Source organism: Nocardiopsis sp. CNS-639, from assembly GCF_000381685.1.
In the GTDB taxonomy this organism is placed as follows: domain Bacteria; phylum Actinomycetota; class Actinomycetes; order Streptosporangiales; family Streptosporangiaceae; genus Nocardiopsis; species Nocardiopsis dassonvillei.
This window is the reverse complement of the sequence record NZ_KB906857.1, coordinates 363,728-379,532: the sequence shown is the minus strand read 5'-3', so window position 1 is coordinate 379,532 and position 15,805 is coordinate 363,728. Positions and strand designations below refer to the sequence as shown.

Below are 15,805 nucleotides of genomic sequence, written 5' to 3'. Positions count from 1 at the left end.
AGCCCGGTGGCCGCACGGAGTGCAGCGGGTGAACCTTCGGCCGGGCGAAGGTGAACGCCGAAAGGCACGCCGATGAACGCGGTGTGGTCGCGGATCGGCGTGCCCGTCGGGACGGGTCCCTCAGCTCACAGGACCTCGATGCCCTCCCGTGTGACGTGGCGCCGCACCTGCGAGGGAATCGCGGAGTCCTCGGGGTCGGGGCGGCGCAGCACGCCCCGCGTGTCCAGGAGCAGCCGCGCGTACTCCTCCAGCCGCTTGGGCCGGTACTCGGCGTGGTCGGTGAGCAGGATGGTCAGGTCGGCCTCGGCCAGGGCGCGGTCCAGGTCGGTGGACCTGGGCACGTCCACGCCGTCGACCTGCCAGGACTCCACGTGCGGGTCGTGGTAGGTCAGCGTGGCGCCCTTGGCGGCCAGCTTGCGCGCGACCGGCCGGGCCGGGGACTCGCGCTGGTCGGCGATGTCGGCCTTGTAGGTGACGCCCAGCAGCAGCACCTTGGAGCGCGACAGGGCCAGGCCGGAGTCGTTGAGCAGCTCCTGCGCCCGCTGGATGACGTAGGAGGGCATGCGGCCGTTGATCTCCTGGGCCAGCTCCACGAACCGGAACGGGTAGCCGAGGGTCTTGACCTTGTACGACAGGTAGTTCGGGTCGATGGGGATGCAGTGGCCGCCCACGCCCGGGCCCGGGTAGAAGGCCTGGAAGCCGAACGGCTTGGTGGCCGCCGCGGCGATGGAGTCCCACAGGTCCACGCCCAGTTCCTGGCAGAAGATGGCCATCTCGTTGACCAGGGCGATGTTGACGTGGCGGTAGGTGTTCTCCAGCAGCTTGGCCATCTCGGCCTCGCGGGTGCCGCGCGCCCGCACCACCGTGTTCACGAAGGCGCCGTAGAACTCCGCCGCCGCCTCGCCGCACTCCTGCGTCAGGCCGCCGACCACCTTGGGCGTGTTGGCCACGCCGAAGGTCGGGTTGCCGGGGTCGATGCGCTCGGGCGAGAAGGCCAGGTGGAAGTCGGCGCCCGCGACCAGGCCGGACTTCTCCAGCAGCGGGCGGACCACCTCCTCGGTGGTGCCGGGGTAGGTGGTCGACTCCAGGATGACCAGGGTGCCGGGCTGCAGCTGGGCGGCGATCGCCTCGGCCGCGGACGTCACCGCGCCCAGGTCGGGGCCGCCCTCGGCCGACAGCGGCGTGGGCACGCAGATCACGATGGTGCGCGCGGCGGCCAGGCAGGCCGGGTCGGTGGTCGCGGTGAAACCGCGGTCCAGCATCCGGCGCACGTCCTCCGCGGAGAGGTCGTCCACGTGCGAGACGGCGTTGTTGAGCCCGTCGACGACGCGGTCGCTCACGTCCAGACCGGTGACCTTCAGGCCGGCGGACACGGCCTCGGCCGCCAGCGGCAGGCCGACGTAGCCGAGGCCGAGAACGACGAGGTCGCTGACCGCACCGGCGGACTGCTCGGAGACAAGGGCTGGGTTGGAGGCTGCGGCATCCACTTCGTGGTCACACTCGCATTCATCTCGTGAACGGGCGTAAATAGCGGGAAGTGCCATTGCTCAGTGCGTTAGACGTCTGAGTGTAAGCACGTGTTGTCCACGCTTACGGGTTCTGGCCTGGTTCGGTCATTTCGCGAATCTGAACCCGATACGCCTGGTTGTAGCGGTATGCGGCCTCGGCCCAGGTACGGTCGCCGACGAGATCGCGACCCGCACTGCCGTAGGAGATCCGCTTTTCACGACTGTAAGCGAGTTTTGTCAGCACATCGGCTAGGGTCGCCGATTCGCCTGCCGGAATTAACTCTCCTGTCACTCCCGGTTCCACGATCTCTCGCAACGCGGGGAGATCACTGGCCACCACCGGAAGCCCGCCCGCCATGGCCTCCACGGGTTTGAGCGGGGTGACCAGACGGCACACCCGCTCGTCGCGCCTGGGCACCGCGAACACGTCCAGCGCGGCGTGGTGGTCGCGCACCCGCGCGGCCGGGACGCGGCCGGTGAAGTGCGCGGCCCCCTCCAGACCCAGCGAGTCGGCCAGGGAGCGCAGCGCGGGCAGCTCGGGACCGTCCCCCACCACCAGGGCGTGCGCCGCCTCGCCGCGTTCGCGCATCAGGGCCACCGCCTCCAGCAGCGTGTCCAGGCCCTCGTAGCCGAAGCAGCTGGTGGTGGTGCCCACCACGAAGTCCTCGCCGCCGATCCCCAGCTCGGCGCGCACCCCCGCGCCCGGGGGCAGCGGGGCCAGGAAGGAGGCGTCCACCGCGTTGGGCACCACCAGCAGGCGCTCGCGCGGCACGCCGCGCGCCTCGATGTCGGCGCGCATCGCCTCGCCCAGGGTCACCACCAGGTCGGCGGCCAGCATGCACTCGGTCTCGCTCGCGCGCTCGGCCCGGTAGAAGGCGTCGTCCACGCTGCGCGAGGGGTCGCGCGAGAGCCACGACTCCTCCAGGAAGCCCCGCACCTCGTACACCACCGGCAGGCCGAACCTGCGGCCCAGCTCCAGGGCCAGGCGGGCGTTGTGGTGGTTGCTCGCGGCGTGCAGCACGTCGGGCCGCAGCGCCTCCACCAGCTCCGACCCCAGCCGCACCCCCGCGGCCAGCTCCTGGGCGGCGTCGGCGGGCGCGGTCCAGGGGAGGAGGCGGTGGTAGGGGATGCCGTCCACCCGCACCAGCGTGCGCGGGTCGGGAACCCCCTTGACCAGGGGGTACCCCGCCCGGGTGACCACGTGCACGTCCATTCCGGCCTCGCGCTGGGCGACCGCGATCTTGTGGGTGCGCTGGGTGTAGCCCGCGTTGGTGTGCGGCAGCGCGTTGGTCACCAGGTGCAGCACCCGCAGGCCCGCTCCGGGTGACGCCGGGTCCCCGGCCACACGCCACCGTTCACCCTCCGACGCCTCCGGTCGCCGAGCGTTCACCGTGGCGTCGGGCGGCGTTCGTGGATCGCGGGTTAACGTGATGGCGTGACGGTCAGGCGACGTGGACGGGGGCGCGGCGACAGCGCGTCCCGTGGCCAGGGCCGTCCGATGCTCCGCGGCCTCCCGAAGAGCGCCCTCCGGAAGCTGTTCGACCAGCTCCCGGGCGGTGGCCGCGTCTCCCGCCGCCAGGCAGGACGCCACCAGGCGGCCCACCCGGCGGGGGGAGGCACCGCTCGCCGCGGTGAGCACCGCCTCGCGGGCGTCCGCGCGCCGGCCCTGGTCCCACAGGGCGTAGGCGCGGGCCCGGCCGCCCGCCCGGGAGGCCAGGGCGCGCACCGCGCGCCGGGGCGGACCGGGCGTCAGCCGCAGCGCCAGCAGCGGCAGCCGGGCCGGTTCGGCCCGCAGGTGTCGCCAGGCCAACGAGAGGGTGAACGTCGCCGCTCGCGGCCAGCGGGCGCGCGGACGCGGAACCTGGGTTTCGGAAGCTTGGGTGTCATGCACGGTCAGTCACACAACCACGCGGACGTGACCGTACGGTGACACCACGGCGACACGGACGGGACGGCTCGGGCAAGGAACGCCGCCGGACCACACCAGTCCCGCCGGTCACGGCGGGAACAGCACCCCAACAGAAGGAAACGTGAGAGCCGTGGCAACGAGTGCCCCCCTGGGGAGCCAGGACACCGGGATCGTGCACGTCGTCGGCGCGCGCCCCAACTTCGTCAAGGCAGCGCCCGTGGTCTCCGCCCTGCGCGGACGCGGCGCGCACCAGGCGGTCGTGCACACCGGCCAGCACTACGACGACCGCATGTCCGCGGTGTTCTTCCGCGACCTGGGCCTGCCCACCCCCGACGTCGACCTCGGCGTCGGCTCGGGCTCCCACGCCGCCCAGACCGCCGCGCTCATGGTGGGCCTGGAGAAGGAGTTCACCGAGCGCAGGCCCGGCATGGTGGTCGTCTACGGCGACGTCAACTCCACCGTGGCCGCGGCCCTGGTCGCCGCCAAGCTGCACGTCCCCGTCGCCCACGTGGAGGCGGGGCTGCGCTCCTTCGACAACACCATGCCCGAGGAGATCAACCGCCGCGTCACCGACCAGCTCAGCGACGTGTGCTTCGCCACCAGCCCGGAGGCCGTCGGCCACCTGGCCGCCGAGGGCGTCCCGCCCTCCCGCGTCCACCTGGTCGGCAACCCCATGATCGACACCCTCCTGGGCAACCTCGACCGCTTCGACGCCGACGCCCTGCGCGAGCGCCTGGACCTGCCCGAGCGCTACGTCGCCGCCACCCTGCACCGGCCCGCGAACGTGGACGACCCCGACACCGCCGCCCGCCTCGCCGCGCGCCTGCACGAGATCGCCGACCTCGCCGACGTGGTCATGCCCGTGCACCCGCGCGGCAAGGCCGCCTTCGACCGGGCCGGGCTCGGCGACCACCCGCGCGTGCGGCTCCTCGAACCCCTGGGCTACCTCGACTTCGTCGCGCTCACCCGCGGCGCCGCCGCCGTGGTCACCGACTCCGGCGGCGTCCAGGAGGAGACCACGATCCTCGGGGTCCCCTGCCTTACCCTGCGCCCCAACACCGAGCGCCCCGTCACCATCACCCACGGCACCAACCAGCTCGTCACGGAGGCCGACCTCCTCCAGGCCGTCACCAAGGTCCTGCACGGGCGGAGCCCGGAGCGGATCGGCGACACCCCGCCCCTGTGGGACGGCCGCGCGGGGGAGCGCATCGCCTCCGTGCTCACCCAGTGGTCGAGGTGAACCCCATGACACACGAACACCGCGCACCCGTTCCCGCACCCAGGAACGCCAGCGCGCGGGAACGCGCCGTACGGGGCGCGGTCCCGGTCCAGGCACGCGGGGCGCGCCGAAGAGCGGCCCCTATTCCCCCGCAGCGGTCCAGGTGATCCACCATGGCACATGTCCCTCCAACCGTCCCGCACCCGAGGGGCCCCGCCGGGCCCGCGACACGCCTGGCCATGGGTATCCGCACCCGGCCGGGCACTCGCAGGGTGCACCGCACGTCGCAGTCGGACCCGACGCACGGCGCGGTGGTTTCGCCGAACCGAACCGAACACAAGGTGGCAGACCGTGAAACGGCGTGAACAGAGCCAGACCGAACAGCTCCGGCAGGCGCTGGCCGAGCGCGAGGCCCAGCTCCAGGAGGCGCGCAGCCGACTCGCCGCCCTGGAGGGCTCCACCTCGCTCCAGGTGGGCAAGGCGCTCACGGCCGCCGCCAAGCGCCCCGGCAAATCCCTGGTCAAACTTCCCCGTGACCTCTACCGCCTCTGGCGCAGCAGCGGCAACACCCGGCACACCGAGCGCCGCCGCCGCCGCGGCGGCGCCGAGCCGGTCCGCTCCTTCGACGCCGAGCGCCAGGAGTCGCGCCTGCTCACCGGCCTGAGCGGGGGCAGCGAGGACCTGCTGGTCGTCGCCACGGTCGTCGGCCCCTCCATCGCGGAGGCGATCGACCCCTACGTGCGCCCGGTGCCGCTGCGCCCGCACGACGCCCAGATCGTCATGGACGGTGTCGACGTGGACCTGGTCCTGGTCTCGGCCTCGGCCGCCGCCCCCGGGTCGCCGTGGGCGCACGTGGGCGACCCCGCGGCCGCCGACCGCACCCGCGCCCTGCACTGGGTGCTGGAGTCCGCCGCCTCCCGCGGCATCCCCACGGTCCTGCTCGACGACGTCCCCTCGCCGCCCGCCCTGCGCGAGCTGGGCTTCGACAGGGTCCACCGGGGCGACGCCGGGGTCCCCCTGCACCTGTTCAACCCCGTGGCCGCCGACCTGACGCCCGGGCCCGAGACGGTCTTCGTGCGCGTCCACCGCGAGGATCCCGTCCCCGGCGTCCTCGCCGGGCTGGACGCGGGCGTGGTGGAGGCCGACTCCCGCGGCCTCGCCGACGCCCTGCGCGCCGCCAAGGTCGCCGTCGTCGCGCCCCTGACCGCCGAGGAGCCCCGGCTGCACAGCCGCGCCTGGGCCTGCGGCACCCGCGCGGTGACCGCGGGGGAGGGCCTGGCCGTCACGGTGCCGCGCATGCGCGCCGAGGAGCCCACCGCGGCCGAGCAGCGCGGCATGCTCCGCCAGGTCTTCCTGCGCGAGGCCACCCCGGTCCGCCTCGCCGAGATCCTGGACGGCCTGGACTTCCCGCCCGGCACGCCCGGCCGTGAACTGCCGCTGCGCGGCCGGTCCGTGGCCGTCCTGGCCGACCCCGCGGGGGAGGCGGACGCCGACCGGCTCGCCGACGACCTGCTGGCCGCAGCGCTCAGGCCCGCCGAGGTGGTCGTGCCCGGTACGGCCTCCCGCCTGCCCGGGATCCAGCGGCTGCGCGCCGAGGGCGTCACCGTGCGCACGGTACGCTTCAACGCCCCGGACACCCCCGAGGAACTCACCCGCGACGAGCCCGGCGGCCGCGCCGGGGAGCCCTGGGCCACCCTGGCCGAGCGCGCCACCGCGCCGTGGTCGCACCTGTGGACCGCTCCGGTCGGCCGCAGGCGCCTGGCCGACCTGGTCTGCGCGGTGGAGTGCACAGACGCCGACGCGGTCGGTACCGTCGACGCGTCGGCCGCCGAGCCGGGCGCGCACGGTTTCCTCGACCGTCCCGGCACCGCGGACCGTCAGTACGTCTTCGTCAGCGCGGTCGTGCCGGAACTGGTCCGCACCACGCTGCTGAGGCGCGGCTGGGACCCGGCGGAGTGGAACCGCCGCGGCACCCGGCTCCTGGCCCTGGGCCCCGACCACGGGACGGGCGACGACGCGGAGGACCCCGTGTCCGACGCGGCCGACGCCTCGACCGGCGCCGTCGGATGAGCCGTACGGGCAACGAGAAAGCATCCGAAGGGAAGAACGTGAGCACACCGCCTCCGCGCGCACTCCTGTACGGGGACGTGGACCTCAACATCATCGACGGTTCCGCGATCTGGGCGCAGTCGATGGCGCAGGCCCTGGCCGCCGCCGGATGCGAGGTGACCCTGCTGCTGAAGGCGCCCGTGCGCACCGACCGGCTCACCGAGCCCCTCACCAGGGTGCCCGGGGTCCGGCTGCTGCGGCCCTACGAGGACAAGGCCCTGCCCGACCTGGGGCCGAGGGGGCTCACCCCGGAGCAGGCCGTCACCCTGATGATCAGGCACCACGAGCGCAAGCCCTTCGACCTCGTCGTCGTGCGCGGGCGCCGCCTGGCCGGGCTGGCCGCGCAGGAGGAGGCGCTGGCGGGCCGCCTGTGGACCTACCTGACCGACTTCCCGCACAGCGTGGGCGAGCTGTCCGCGACCGCCACCGCCGAACTCACCGAGATCGCGCTGGCCTCGCGGTTCCTGCTCTGCCAGACCGAGGAGCTGCGCGCCTTCCTGGAGTCGACGGTGCCCGCCGCCTGCGGCCGGTCGGTCCTGTTCCCGCCCGTGGTGGTCGTCCCCGAGGACGTGCGCGCCGACGGCGGGGCCGGCGGCCGCGCCCGTCTGGCCTACACCGGCAAGTTCGCGCCCCGCTGGAACACCCTGGAGATGACCGAGCTGCCCGCCGAGCTGGCGCGGCGCGGGGTGGACGCCGAACTCGTGATGATCGGCGACAAGATCCACGCCGAACCCGCCGACTGGGCCAAGAACATGCGCAGGGCCCTGGAGGGCACCCCGAACGTGGACTGGCGCGGCGGGATGTCGCGCGCCGAGGCGCTCCGCCAGGCCGCCGAGTGCGGCTTCGGGCTGTCCTGGCGCGACCCGTCCATGGACGCCAGCCTGGAGCTGTCCACCAAGGTGCTGGAGCTGGGCGCGCTCGGCCTGCCGGTGGTGCTCAACCGCACGCCCATGCACGAGGCCATGCTGGGCGCGGACTACCCGCTCTTCGCCGGGACCGACGTCGCCTCGGTCGCCGACGTGGTGGCCCGCGCCCACGGTGACCGCGCGGTCTACGCGGACGCCGCCGCGCGCTGCCGCGACGCCGCGGCCGACCACACGCTGGAGCGGGCCGCCGAGCGGCTGCGCGGCTACCTCGCCGACGCCCTGCCGCCCACCCCCGAGGGCGCCGACCCCGAGCGGCCGCTCAAGGTGGTCATCGCCGGGCACGACATGAAGTTCTTCACCCGCCTGGCCGAGTACCTGGACTCGCTGCCCGGTCTCGACGTGCGCATGGACGAGTGGGAGGGGCTGAGCACCCACGACCAGTACCGCTCCCGGGAGCTGGCCGCCTGGGCCGATGTGGTGATCTGCGAGTGGTGCGGGCCCAACGCGCTGTTCTACTCCAAGTGGAAGCGCCCCGACCAGCGGCTCATCGTGCGGCTGCACCGCTTCGAGCTCTACGCGGAGTGGCCCCGCAAGCTCGACATCGACAAGGTCGACGCTGTGGTGTGCGTGAGCCCCCACTACGCCGACCTGACCCGCGAGATCACCGGGTGGCCCGCCGGGAAGGTGGTCGTGGTCCCCAACTGGGTGGACGACGAGCAGCTCGGCCGCCCCAAGCTCCCCGGGGCCGAGTACTCCCTGGGCATGGTCGGCATCGCGCCCTCGCGCAAGCGGCTGGACCGGGGCCTGGACGTCATCGCCGAGCTGCGGCGCATGGACCCGCGGTACACGCTGTCGGTCAAGACCAAGCAGCCGTGGGAGTACTGGTGGATCTGGAACCGGCCGGAGGAGCGCGCCTACTTCGAGCGCGTCTACCGGCGGATCCAGCGTGACGAGCGCCTCGCCTCCGGGGTGGTGTTCGACCCCTTCGGGCCGGACGTGGCCACCTGGCTGCGGAGGGTGGGGTTCATGCTCTCCACCAGCGACGACGAGTCCTTCCACCTGGCGCCCGCCGAGTGCGCCGCCTCGGGCGGCGTGCCCGCCCTGCTGCCGTGGCCGGGCGCGGACACCATCTACGACCCGCACTGGATCCACGACGACGCCGTGGCGATGGCCGAGGCCATCCACGCGACCGTCAGCGAGGGGCGGTTCTCCGCGGAGGCCGCGCGCGCACGCGAGGAGGTCACCACCGCCTACGGCCTGTCCCGGGTGCGGTCGCTGTGGAGCGACCTGGTGGTCCGCGGCAGGGCGCCCCAGGCGGAGCACTCCGCCGCCACAGCGGACGCCTGAGACGCGGCCGGGCGCGGGCCCGGGCGAGGCGTCGGCCGGAGCCCGGGGGAGCCCGCGCCGGTGAACCCGTTCCCCGCGGGACCGCGGGCCTCCCGGGGAACGGGGCCGCTCCCCGGAAGGCCCGCGACGCGCCTCCCGGGGGCGCCTACACCGGGCCCGTCATCTTGGACAGGCCCCCCGCGCCCGCGGGCAGGAACAGCGCGAAGGTCGTCGGCTTGGTCTGCACCAGCTCGATCCGGGCCCCCTCGGACTCGGCGATGTGCCGGGCCAGGGCCAGGCCCAGCCCGGTCCCGCCCCCGCCGCTCACCTCGCGCTCGAAGATCCGGCCCGACAGGTGCTCGGGCACGCCCTCGCCCTCGTCGCTCACCTCGATGCGCACCGACTGCCCGGTGTCCAGCCGCCGGATGGTGACCGTCCCCGCGCCGTGCTTGTAGGCGTTCTCCACCAGGGTCGCGACGATCTGCGCCAGGTCGGCGGAGACGGTCATCGCGGTCAGCCCCGGGTCGCCGGTGACCAGCAGCCTGCGCTGCGCGGACTGGAAGACCGGCTGCCACTCCTCCTGGAGGTGGTGCAGGACGGGGTCTATCTCCACCGCCTCCACCTCGGGGTTCTGGCTCTTGCGGGCCCGTCCCAGCAGGCTCTCCACGGTCTCCACCAGGCGCTCGGTCTGGGCCAGGGCGGCCTCGCCCTCCTCGCGGACCACCTCGGGGTTGTCCGCCTCCGCCAGGATCTCCTCCAGGCGCATCGTCAGCGCGGTCAGCGGCGTGCGCAGCTGGTGCGAGGCGTCGGTCGCGAAGTGGCGCTCGGTGGCGATCAGCCCGGCGATGCGCTCGGCGCTGCGGTCCAGGACCTCCGCCACCCGGTCGGCCTCCGGTATCCCGTACCGGTGGCCCCACGGCGTGGTCACGCCCGAGCCCAGGCGCTCCGCGGTGGCCGCCAGGTCGAGCAGGGGCAGGGTCAGCCTGCGGGCCTGGAACATCGACAGGCCCACGGCGACGCCGATGGCCAGCAGGGACAGCGACGCGATCCCCATCCAGGCGCGGACCACGCTCTGCTGCACGCTCTCGGCGCTCATCCACACCTCGACGCGCGTGCCCCGGCCGGTGGTCGCGGTCGCCTTGAGCATGCTCGGGGAGTCGGGCGCCTCGGGATCGAGCGCGGGATCGCCCGCGGTCACCGAAGTGGGCTCCTCCGCCGGGGTGATCCGGATGAAGCGGTGGGGATGGTCGCGGTCGAACTCGCCCAGGTCGAGTTGGCCGTGCAGCTCCAGCATGGTGTCGCTCTCGGCGCCGATCAGCTCCGCCTCGCCCTGGAGCTGGCGGGTGCTCTCGTCGTACACCAGCTTGTACGTGAGCGCGCCCAGGGGCAGCCCGAGCAGCATGACGGCGATGACGGTCACCACCAGGGTGGAGAAAACCATCCGCCTGCGCATGTCACCTCATGTCCGTGCGACCCGGAGGCGACCGACCGGCGCGGGGCGCCCCGAGAGGTCGCGTCAGTCTCGCTCGAACCGGAAGCCCACACCCCGGACGGTCGTGATGTACGACGGCTGGTTGGCGTCGTCCCCCAGCTTGCGGCGCAGCCAGGAGATGTGCATGTCCAGGGTCTTGGTCGAACCCCACCAGTTGGTGTCCCACACCTCGCGCATGATCTGCTCGCGGGTGACCACCTTGCCCGCGTCGCGGACGAGCACGCGCAGCAGGTCGAACTCCTTGGTGGTGAGCTGGAGCTCGCGTTCGCCCAGCCAGGCCCGGCGGGAGTCGTTGTCGATGCGCACGCCGTGCACGACGGGCACCTCGGCGCCGCCCCGGCGCAGCAGGGCGCGCACGCGCGCCAGGAGTTCGGCGAGCCGGAAGGGCTTGGTGACGTAGTCGTCGGCGCCCGCGTCGAGGCCGACGACGGTGTCCACCTCGTCGGCGCGGGCGGTCAGGATGAGGATGGGCGTTCCGTGACCCTCGGCCCGGAGCCGACGTGCCACCTCTAGCCCGTCCATTTCGGGCAGCCCGAGATCCAGGACCATGAGGTCTATGTCCCCCGCACGGGCACGGTCGAGTGTCTCAACGCCGTTGACGGTCACGTCCACCGTGTAGCCCTCGCGCCGGAGCGCGCGCGCGAGAGGCTCGGAGATCGAGACATCGTCTTCGGCCAGCAAAACGCAGGTCATGTTGTCGATCGTAGGTCCGGGGACGCGCATTTCCCTATTATGCGCGCCGGATGTCCCAAGGTTGGTCGAAAATACGCTAATCACATACCGGGCAAAAGGTTCAATTCGTCATCTTGGTACTTTTCTTTACACTTACATGGTGATAATGGGAAGCTTGCTTCGGGTTCCGCGTCGTCCGGATCGTGCCCCCCGGTGAACAGTGTGGCGGAGAAAATGGGACGATTCATTGCAAAACGTTTGGTAAGTCGGCGTCAGGACAGCGAAGCGTGGAGCCGAGGCGTCCGCCACCAGCCCCGACAACGAGGAGAACGTACGTGAATCCCGACAGTTCGCCACCGCCCTGGAGGCCGCCGGGGGCGTACACGCCCCGGGGCGGGCCGCCTCCCCACGGAGCCGGAGACCCGCAGGGCGCACAGGGTCCTCAGGGACCGCCGTCGCCTCCGGGCCAGCAGGGCCCTCAGCCAGCGCAGAGCCCTCAGCCAGGCCAGGGCCCTCAGGCAGCGCAGGGCCCTCAGTCAGGACAGGGCTCTCAGGCAGCGCAGGGCGCCCAAGGCCCTCAGCCCACCCCGGGGGCTCAGGGACCGCACACCTCCCAGAGCACCCAGGTACCTCCGCTTCCTCAGGGGTTCCAGGCACATCAGGGGCCTCCTGCCCCTCAAGGTCCACAGGGCGTTCACGGGCAGGTTCCCCAAGGCCCGCAGGGACCTCATGGACATCAAGGTCCTCAGGGACCTCAGAGACCTCAGGGACCTCAGGGACCTCAAGGGCCACGGGGGCCCTACGGGCAGCCGCCCCAGTCGCCTCGCCCGGGCCGCTACGGCACCGGTCTGGTGGCCGTGCTCGCCGTGATCGCCGTGCTGGCGGGCGCCTCCTTCCTCGGCGGAGGCCTCGCCTTCGGCGGCAGGATGACCGACCTCGTCGCCGCCGTCAGGAACTCCGAGCCCTCGGCGGAGCCCAGCGGCGAGCCGACCCGCGAGGCGCCGACCGGGGACCCCGCCCCCACCGCCGCCCCCGCGCCCACCGGGGAGCCCCTGCCCACCGACGAGCCCTCCGCGGAGCCGACGGACCAACCGCCATCCGGGGCGGAGAACCTCATCAGCTCGGAGGAGCTCATCGACGAGCTGCGCCGCGACTTCGAGATCGACGCCCGCCTGGACATCACCGACGAGGTCTGCGGCTCGGACCCCGGAGCCGAGGAGACGACCCTCTTCCAGTGCACCTCGTCGATGGACACCAACCTGGTGCGGGTGGCCGCCTTCGAGAACTCCGGAATCGCGATGATCGCCGCGATGGCCATGCTGGAGAGCGAGGAGAACACCGCGGCGGACATCCAGGACGCCTGCCACTTCGTGCTGGTGTGGTTCGAGGAGAACGGCCTGGACCAGCAGGAGCGCGACGACATGGCCGAGGCCACGCGCGAGATCGTGGGCTGCCCCTGACCGGCCCGGGCCGGGGAGCCGGAGCCCGTGGGGGCGGCCGGTACGGCGCCGGGTCCCGGGACCTGCGAAGCACGACGGCCGGACGGCCTCCCGACTCCGCACATGCGGTGCCGGGGGGCCGTCCGGCCGCCTTCGGGGCCAGCCCTGCGGGGTCGGACCTACGAGGTCAGCACCGTGGGCCGACGCTGCGAGGCCGGGCCTCCGGGGCCGACCCCCGGCTCCGGCCCCGCTGTCAGGAGTCCGAGCCGGAGGAGTCCGGGCCCGCCGTCCTCCCGCGCCTGCGGCCCAGGTAGAGCGCGGCCCCGCCCGCCGCGACGGCGACCACGGCCGCCGCCACCAGACCGAGCAGCGCGCCGCCCGTGCGCGGCAGTGAGCCGTCGGCGTTTCCGCCGGGCTTGCCGGAGCCGTCGTCCGGGCCGTCCGTGGCGGGCGGGTCCGTCGGGGCCGGGCTCGGCCCGCCGTCCGGGTCGGTGGGCCCGTCGGTGGGTCCGCCGGTCGGCGGGTCGGTGGGCGTTCCGCCGCCGTCACCGTCGGGAACGGTGGCCCGCTCGCCCACCACGATGCGGCCGGAACCGCCCTCGGGGTAGGCGGCCTCGGTCACCCGGCCCTCCAGCGTTCCGGTGAGCAGGCCCTCCAGCGCGGCCTGGTAGGTCGCGCCCACCACGGTGAAGTCCGCCCCGCGGAACGGGTACATGTCGCCGCCCCGGGCGGAGAAGTCGTTGGTCACGACCGTGATCGGGTCGCCGTCCACGACCTCGCCGTCCTCCACGAGCACCGTTCCGTCGTGCAGGATCGCGCTGCGGACCCGCTCGCCGGGTGTGGTCACGGCGCCCTCCCCGTCCACCACCTGCGCCGTGCGTTCCGGGTCGTAGGCGAAGTTGACCCCGGCGACCTGCATGAACGCGCCGCTGGCCGCGGGAGCGGCGGCCACGCCCTGCTCCAGCAGCTCCTTGACCTGCGAGCGGGGGATGTCGGGGACCACCGCCACCTGGTTGGCGAACGGGGCGATCGAGTAGGTGTCCAGCGCGGTCAGCGGACCGGCCGGGACCACCGAGGCGTTGCGGATGCCGCCGCCGTTCTGGATGCCGATCCGCGGAGCGGGCACGCCGTACTCCTGCGCGTTGCGCACGCCGGTGTCCAGCAGCGCGTCGGCCACCAGGTTGCCCAGGTTGGTCTCCTGGGTGCGCACGCCGGGGTTCTGGACGCCGTTGAGGTCCACCTCGCTGGTGGCCACCTCCGTCTCCGCCAGGCCCGCCACGTACTCGGACACGGGCGCGGTGACCCGCGACTCCACCTCGGGGTGGGGCTCCACCGCGTCCTCTCCGACGCCGGAGACCCGGACCGGCCCGGAGCGGTCGGAGACCGACACCAGGTCACCGCCGTCGAAGTTCACCACCAGGCGGCCCACGTACTTGTAGTTCGACCCGGCGGTGACGATGGGCACCTCGACGCCCTCGGGGTTGGTGGCCAGGAGCGGGTAGGACAGCGGCTCGCCGGTCTCCGGGTGCGCCGTGACCTCGTCGCCGGGCACCAGGGCGTCGTCGGGGCCCGCCATCACCTCGTGACCGCCGCCCGCGACGATGACGTCGACGCCGGTCAGCTCGCTGGCCACGCGCTCCTCGTAGGCGATCCCCTGGAGGTGCGAGAGGAGGATGATCTTGTCCACGCCCTCGGCGGTCAGCCGGTCGACCTCGGCCTGCACCGGGGCGACGAGGTCCTCCACCACCACGTCGCGCGGACTGGTGATGGTGTCCAGCGGCGGGTACAGCGCGCCCACGACGCCGACCTCGTGGCCGGAGGCCTCCACCACGGTGCTGGGCGCGATCCGGCCCGCGTCCGCCAGGGCGGCCAGGCGCGGCTCCGCCGACACGTCCACGTTGGCGGCGACCACCGCGGCGTCCCCGCCCAGCTGTTCGAGGAAGTCGGCGTACACGTCCGGTCCGAAGTCGAACTCGTGGTTGCCCATGGAGACCGCGTCGTAGTCCGCCTGGTCGGCGGCGAGGGCGTCGTAGAAGGGGGCGCCCTCCTCCCGGGAGGCGGCGAACTCCGGCCCCGGCAGGTACATGTCCCCCGCGTTGACCGTGACGACGCCGCGCTCGTCGGCCTCGTCATCCCCGGCCGCGGCGCCGCCGCCCTCGGCCTCGCGCAGCCGGTCGAGCAGCGTCGTGAAGCGGGCAGCGCCGCCGAAGTCCTCCTGTCCGGAGGCGGACAGCAGCTGGGACTCGGGGTCGTTGGCGTGCAGGATCGTCAGGGTGAAGTCGGCGCCGTCCCCGGGGTTCATGGGGACGGGCGCTCCGGCCGCGGGGGCGGACGGCACCACCAGGGTGCCGGTCAGCACCAGCGCGGCCGAGGCGCGCACGAGTCTGGACATCGTTGCGTGGCTCCTTCGCGGGCGGGTACGGGGGATCCGCCGGGGCGGACGGGGGGTGGGCGGACAGGTCCGGAGGGGTTCACCCTAGAGCCGCCCGGGCCGGGGGCACATGGTTCCCACGGTTACGATTTGCAGAATCTGCGGTTCCGATACCGGTTTTTGGCCTGCCCGTATCGCGCTGCGTCACCGGACGGATCCCCTGGTCCGCCCGGAGCCGCGCCTCCCTCGCTCCGGACCCCTACCATGGACGGGACAAGCCGTCTCGACATCCCTCGGAGGACGTCCGTGTTTTCCTCTGGCCAGGACCCGTACGACCCCAACGGGACACAGGGCGCGGGCGGCGTCCCGCCGTACGGGGCGCCCGGCTCCGGGGCCGGTTTCGACGCGCTCCACCCCGACGCCCCCCTCCCCAGGAAGGTGGCCGTCGTCCGCGCCCTGATGTTCGTGGGGGGCGCCTGCGGACTGGCCCTGTCCGGCCTCTTCCTCATGGGGCTCAGCGTCCCGGCCGACGCGATGGACGAGGCGCTGCGCCAGCAGACCGAGCTCGCCGCCCAGGAGGGGCTGGAGCTCGCCGTCAGCGCCGAGGCCATGCGCGCCATGATGGTCGTCATGGCGGCGGTCACGGGCGTGTACGGGCTGCTGTCCACGCTCCTGGCGGGCAGGATCCGGCGCCGCACGGTCGGCGTCTTCTGGGGCGTGGTGCTCTTCCAGGGCGCGGCGGGCGCGCTCCTGCTGTGGACCGTGCTGTCCGGGGACATCCTGGCGCTCGTCCCGCTGGGCTTCGCGGTCATGATGGTGGCGTACATGCTCTCCCGGGAGGGCCGCGCCCACTACGGGCTCCTCTGACCGGGGGTTGTCCACAGCCCCTACCGG

10 protein-coding genes are annotated in these 15,805 nt (G+C 73.4%); 5 read left to right on the top strand and 5 right to left on the bottom strand.

The annotated features are described in order from the left end of the window. Positions 1 to 125 precede the first annotated feature (125 nt). Together G011_RS0109075 and G011_RS0109070 are read right to left on the bottom strand one after the other, a co-directional pair. Positions 126 to 1,487 (bottom strand): nucleotide sugar dehydrogenase, encoded by a 1,362-nt coding sequence (locus tag G011_RS0109075; RefSeq protein ID WP_019608184.1) that lies wholly within the window; start codon positions 1,485 to 1,487, stop codon positions 126 to 128. Positions 1,488 to 1,590: 103 nt separating this feature from the next. Then, entirely contained in the window at positions 1,591 to 3,318 is a 1,728-nt protein-coding gene (locus G011_RS0109070) for a glycosyltransferase family 4 protein (protein WP_019608183.1), read from the bottom strand. Positions 3,319 to 3,547: 229 nt separating this feature from the next. Here G011_RS0109070 and wecB point away from each other — a divergent pair, with 229 nt between their 5' ends. From wecB to G011_RS0109055, 3 genes are all read left to right on the top strand, one after another. Then, positions 3,548 to 4,657 carry a non-hydrolyzing UDP-N-acetylglucosamine 2-epimerase gene (gene wecB, locus G011_RS0109065; protein ID WP_019608182.1) on the top strand — a complete coding sequence of 370 codons (1,110 nt, stop codon included), beginning with the start codon at positions 3,548 to 3,550 and terminating at the stop codon, positions 4,655 to 4,657. A gap of 330 nt (positions 4,658 to 4,987) precedes the next feature. Further along, positions 4,988 to 6,706 (top strand): hypothetical protein, encoded by a 1,719-nt coding sequence (locus G011_RS0109060; RefSeq protein WP_019608181.1) that lies wholly within the window; start codon positions 4,988 to 4,990, stop codon positions 6,704 to 6,706. A 65-nt stretch (positions 6,707 to 6,771) separates the two neighbouring features. After that, the gene (locus tag G011_RS0109055; RefSeq protein ID WP_026338156.1) at positions 6,772 to 8,958 is read left to right on the top strand and encodes a glycosyltransferase; all 2,187 of its coding nucleotides are present in this window, start codon (positions 6,772 to 6,774) and stop codon (positions 8,956 to 8,958) included. A 145-nt stretch (positions 8,959 to 9,103) separates the two neighbouring features. On the opposite strand, the gene G011_RS0109050 is transcribed toward G011_RS0109055, so the two are convergent. Together G011_RS0109050 and G011_RS0109045 are read right to left on the bottom strand one after the other, a co-directional pair. After that, positions 9,104 to 10,390 (bottom strand): HAMP domain-containing sensor histidine kinase, encoded by a 1,287-nt coding sequence (locus G011_RS0109050; RefSeq protein ID WP_013154851.1) that lies wholly within the window; start codon positions 10,388 to 10,390, stop codon positions 9,104 to 9,106. A gap of 63 nt (positions 10,391 to 10,453) precedes the next feature. Further along, positions 10,454 to 11,122, bottom strand: coding sequence for a response regulator transcription factor (locus G011_RS0109045; protein WP_013154850.1), 669 nt, complete (start codon positions 11,120 to 11,122; stop codon positions 10,454 to 10,456). Between the two features lie 830 nt (positions 11,123 to 11,952). Here G011_RS0109045 and G011_RS0109035 point away from each other — a divergent pair. Beyond that, entirely contained in the window at positions 11,953 to 12,561 is a 609-nt protein-coding gene (locus tag G011_RS0109035) for a hypothetical protein (RefSeq protein WP_026338155.1), read from the top strand. Positions 12,562 to 12,793: 232 nt separating this feature from the next. On the opposite strand, the gene G011_RS0109030 is transcribed toward G011_RS0109035, so the two are convergent. Next, positions 12,794 to 14,932 carry a 5'-nucleotidase C-terminal domain-containing protein gene (locus G011_RS0109030; RefSeq protein ID WP_019608178.1) on the bottom strand — a complete coding sequence of 713 codons (2,139 nt, stop codon included), beginning with the start codon at positions 14,930 to 14,932 and terminating at the stop codon, positions 12,794 to 12,796. A gap of 285 nt (positions 14,933 to 15,217) precedes the next feature. Between G011_RS0109030 and G011_RS0109025 the strand changes: the two genes are divergently transcribed. Further along, positions 15,218 to 15,778 (top strand): hypothetical protein, encoded by a 561-nt coding sequence (locus tag G011_RS0109025; RefSeq protein ID WP_013154847.1) that lies wholly within the window; start codon positions 15,218 to 15,220, stop codon positions 15,776 to 15,778. Positions 15,779 to 15,805: the final 27 nt, after the last annotated feature.

Coding starts and splice junctions, on each gene's coding strand:
- G011_RS0109050 (WP_013154851.1), bottom strand. CDS start 10,390: ATGCGCAGGCGGATGGTTTTCTCCACCCTGGTGGTGACCGTCATCGCC.
- G011_RS0109045 (WP_013154850.1), bottom strand. CDS start 11,122: ATGACCTGCGTTTTGCTGGCCGAAGACGATGTCTCGATCTCCGAGCCT.
- G011_RS0109030 (WP_019608178.1), bottom strand. CDS start 14,932: ATGTCCAGACTCGTGCGCGCCTCGGCCGCGCTGGTGCTGACCGGCACC.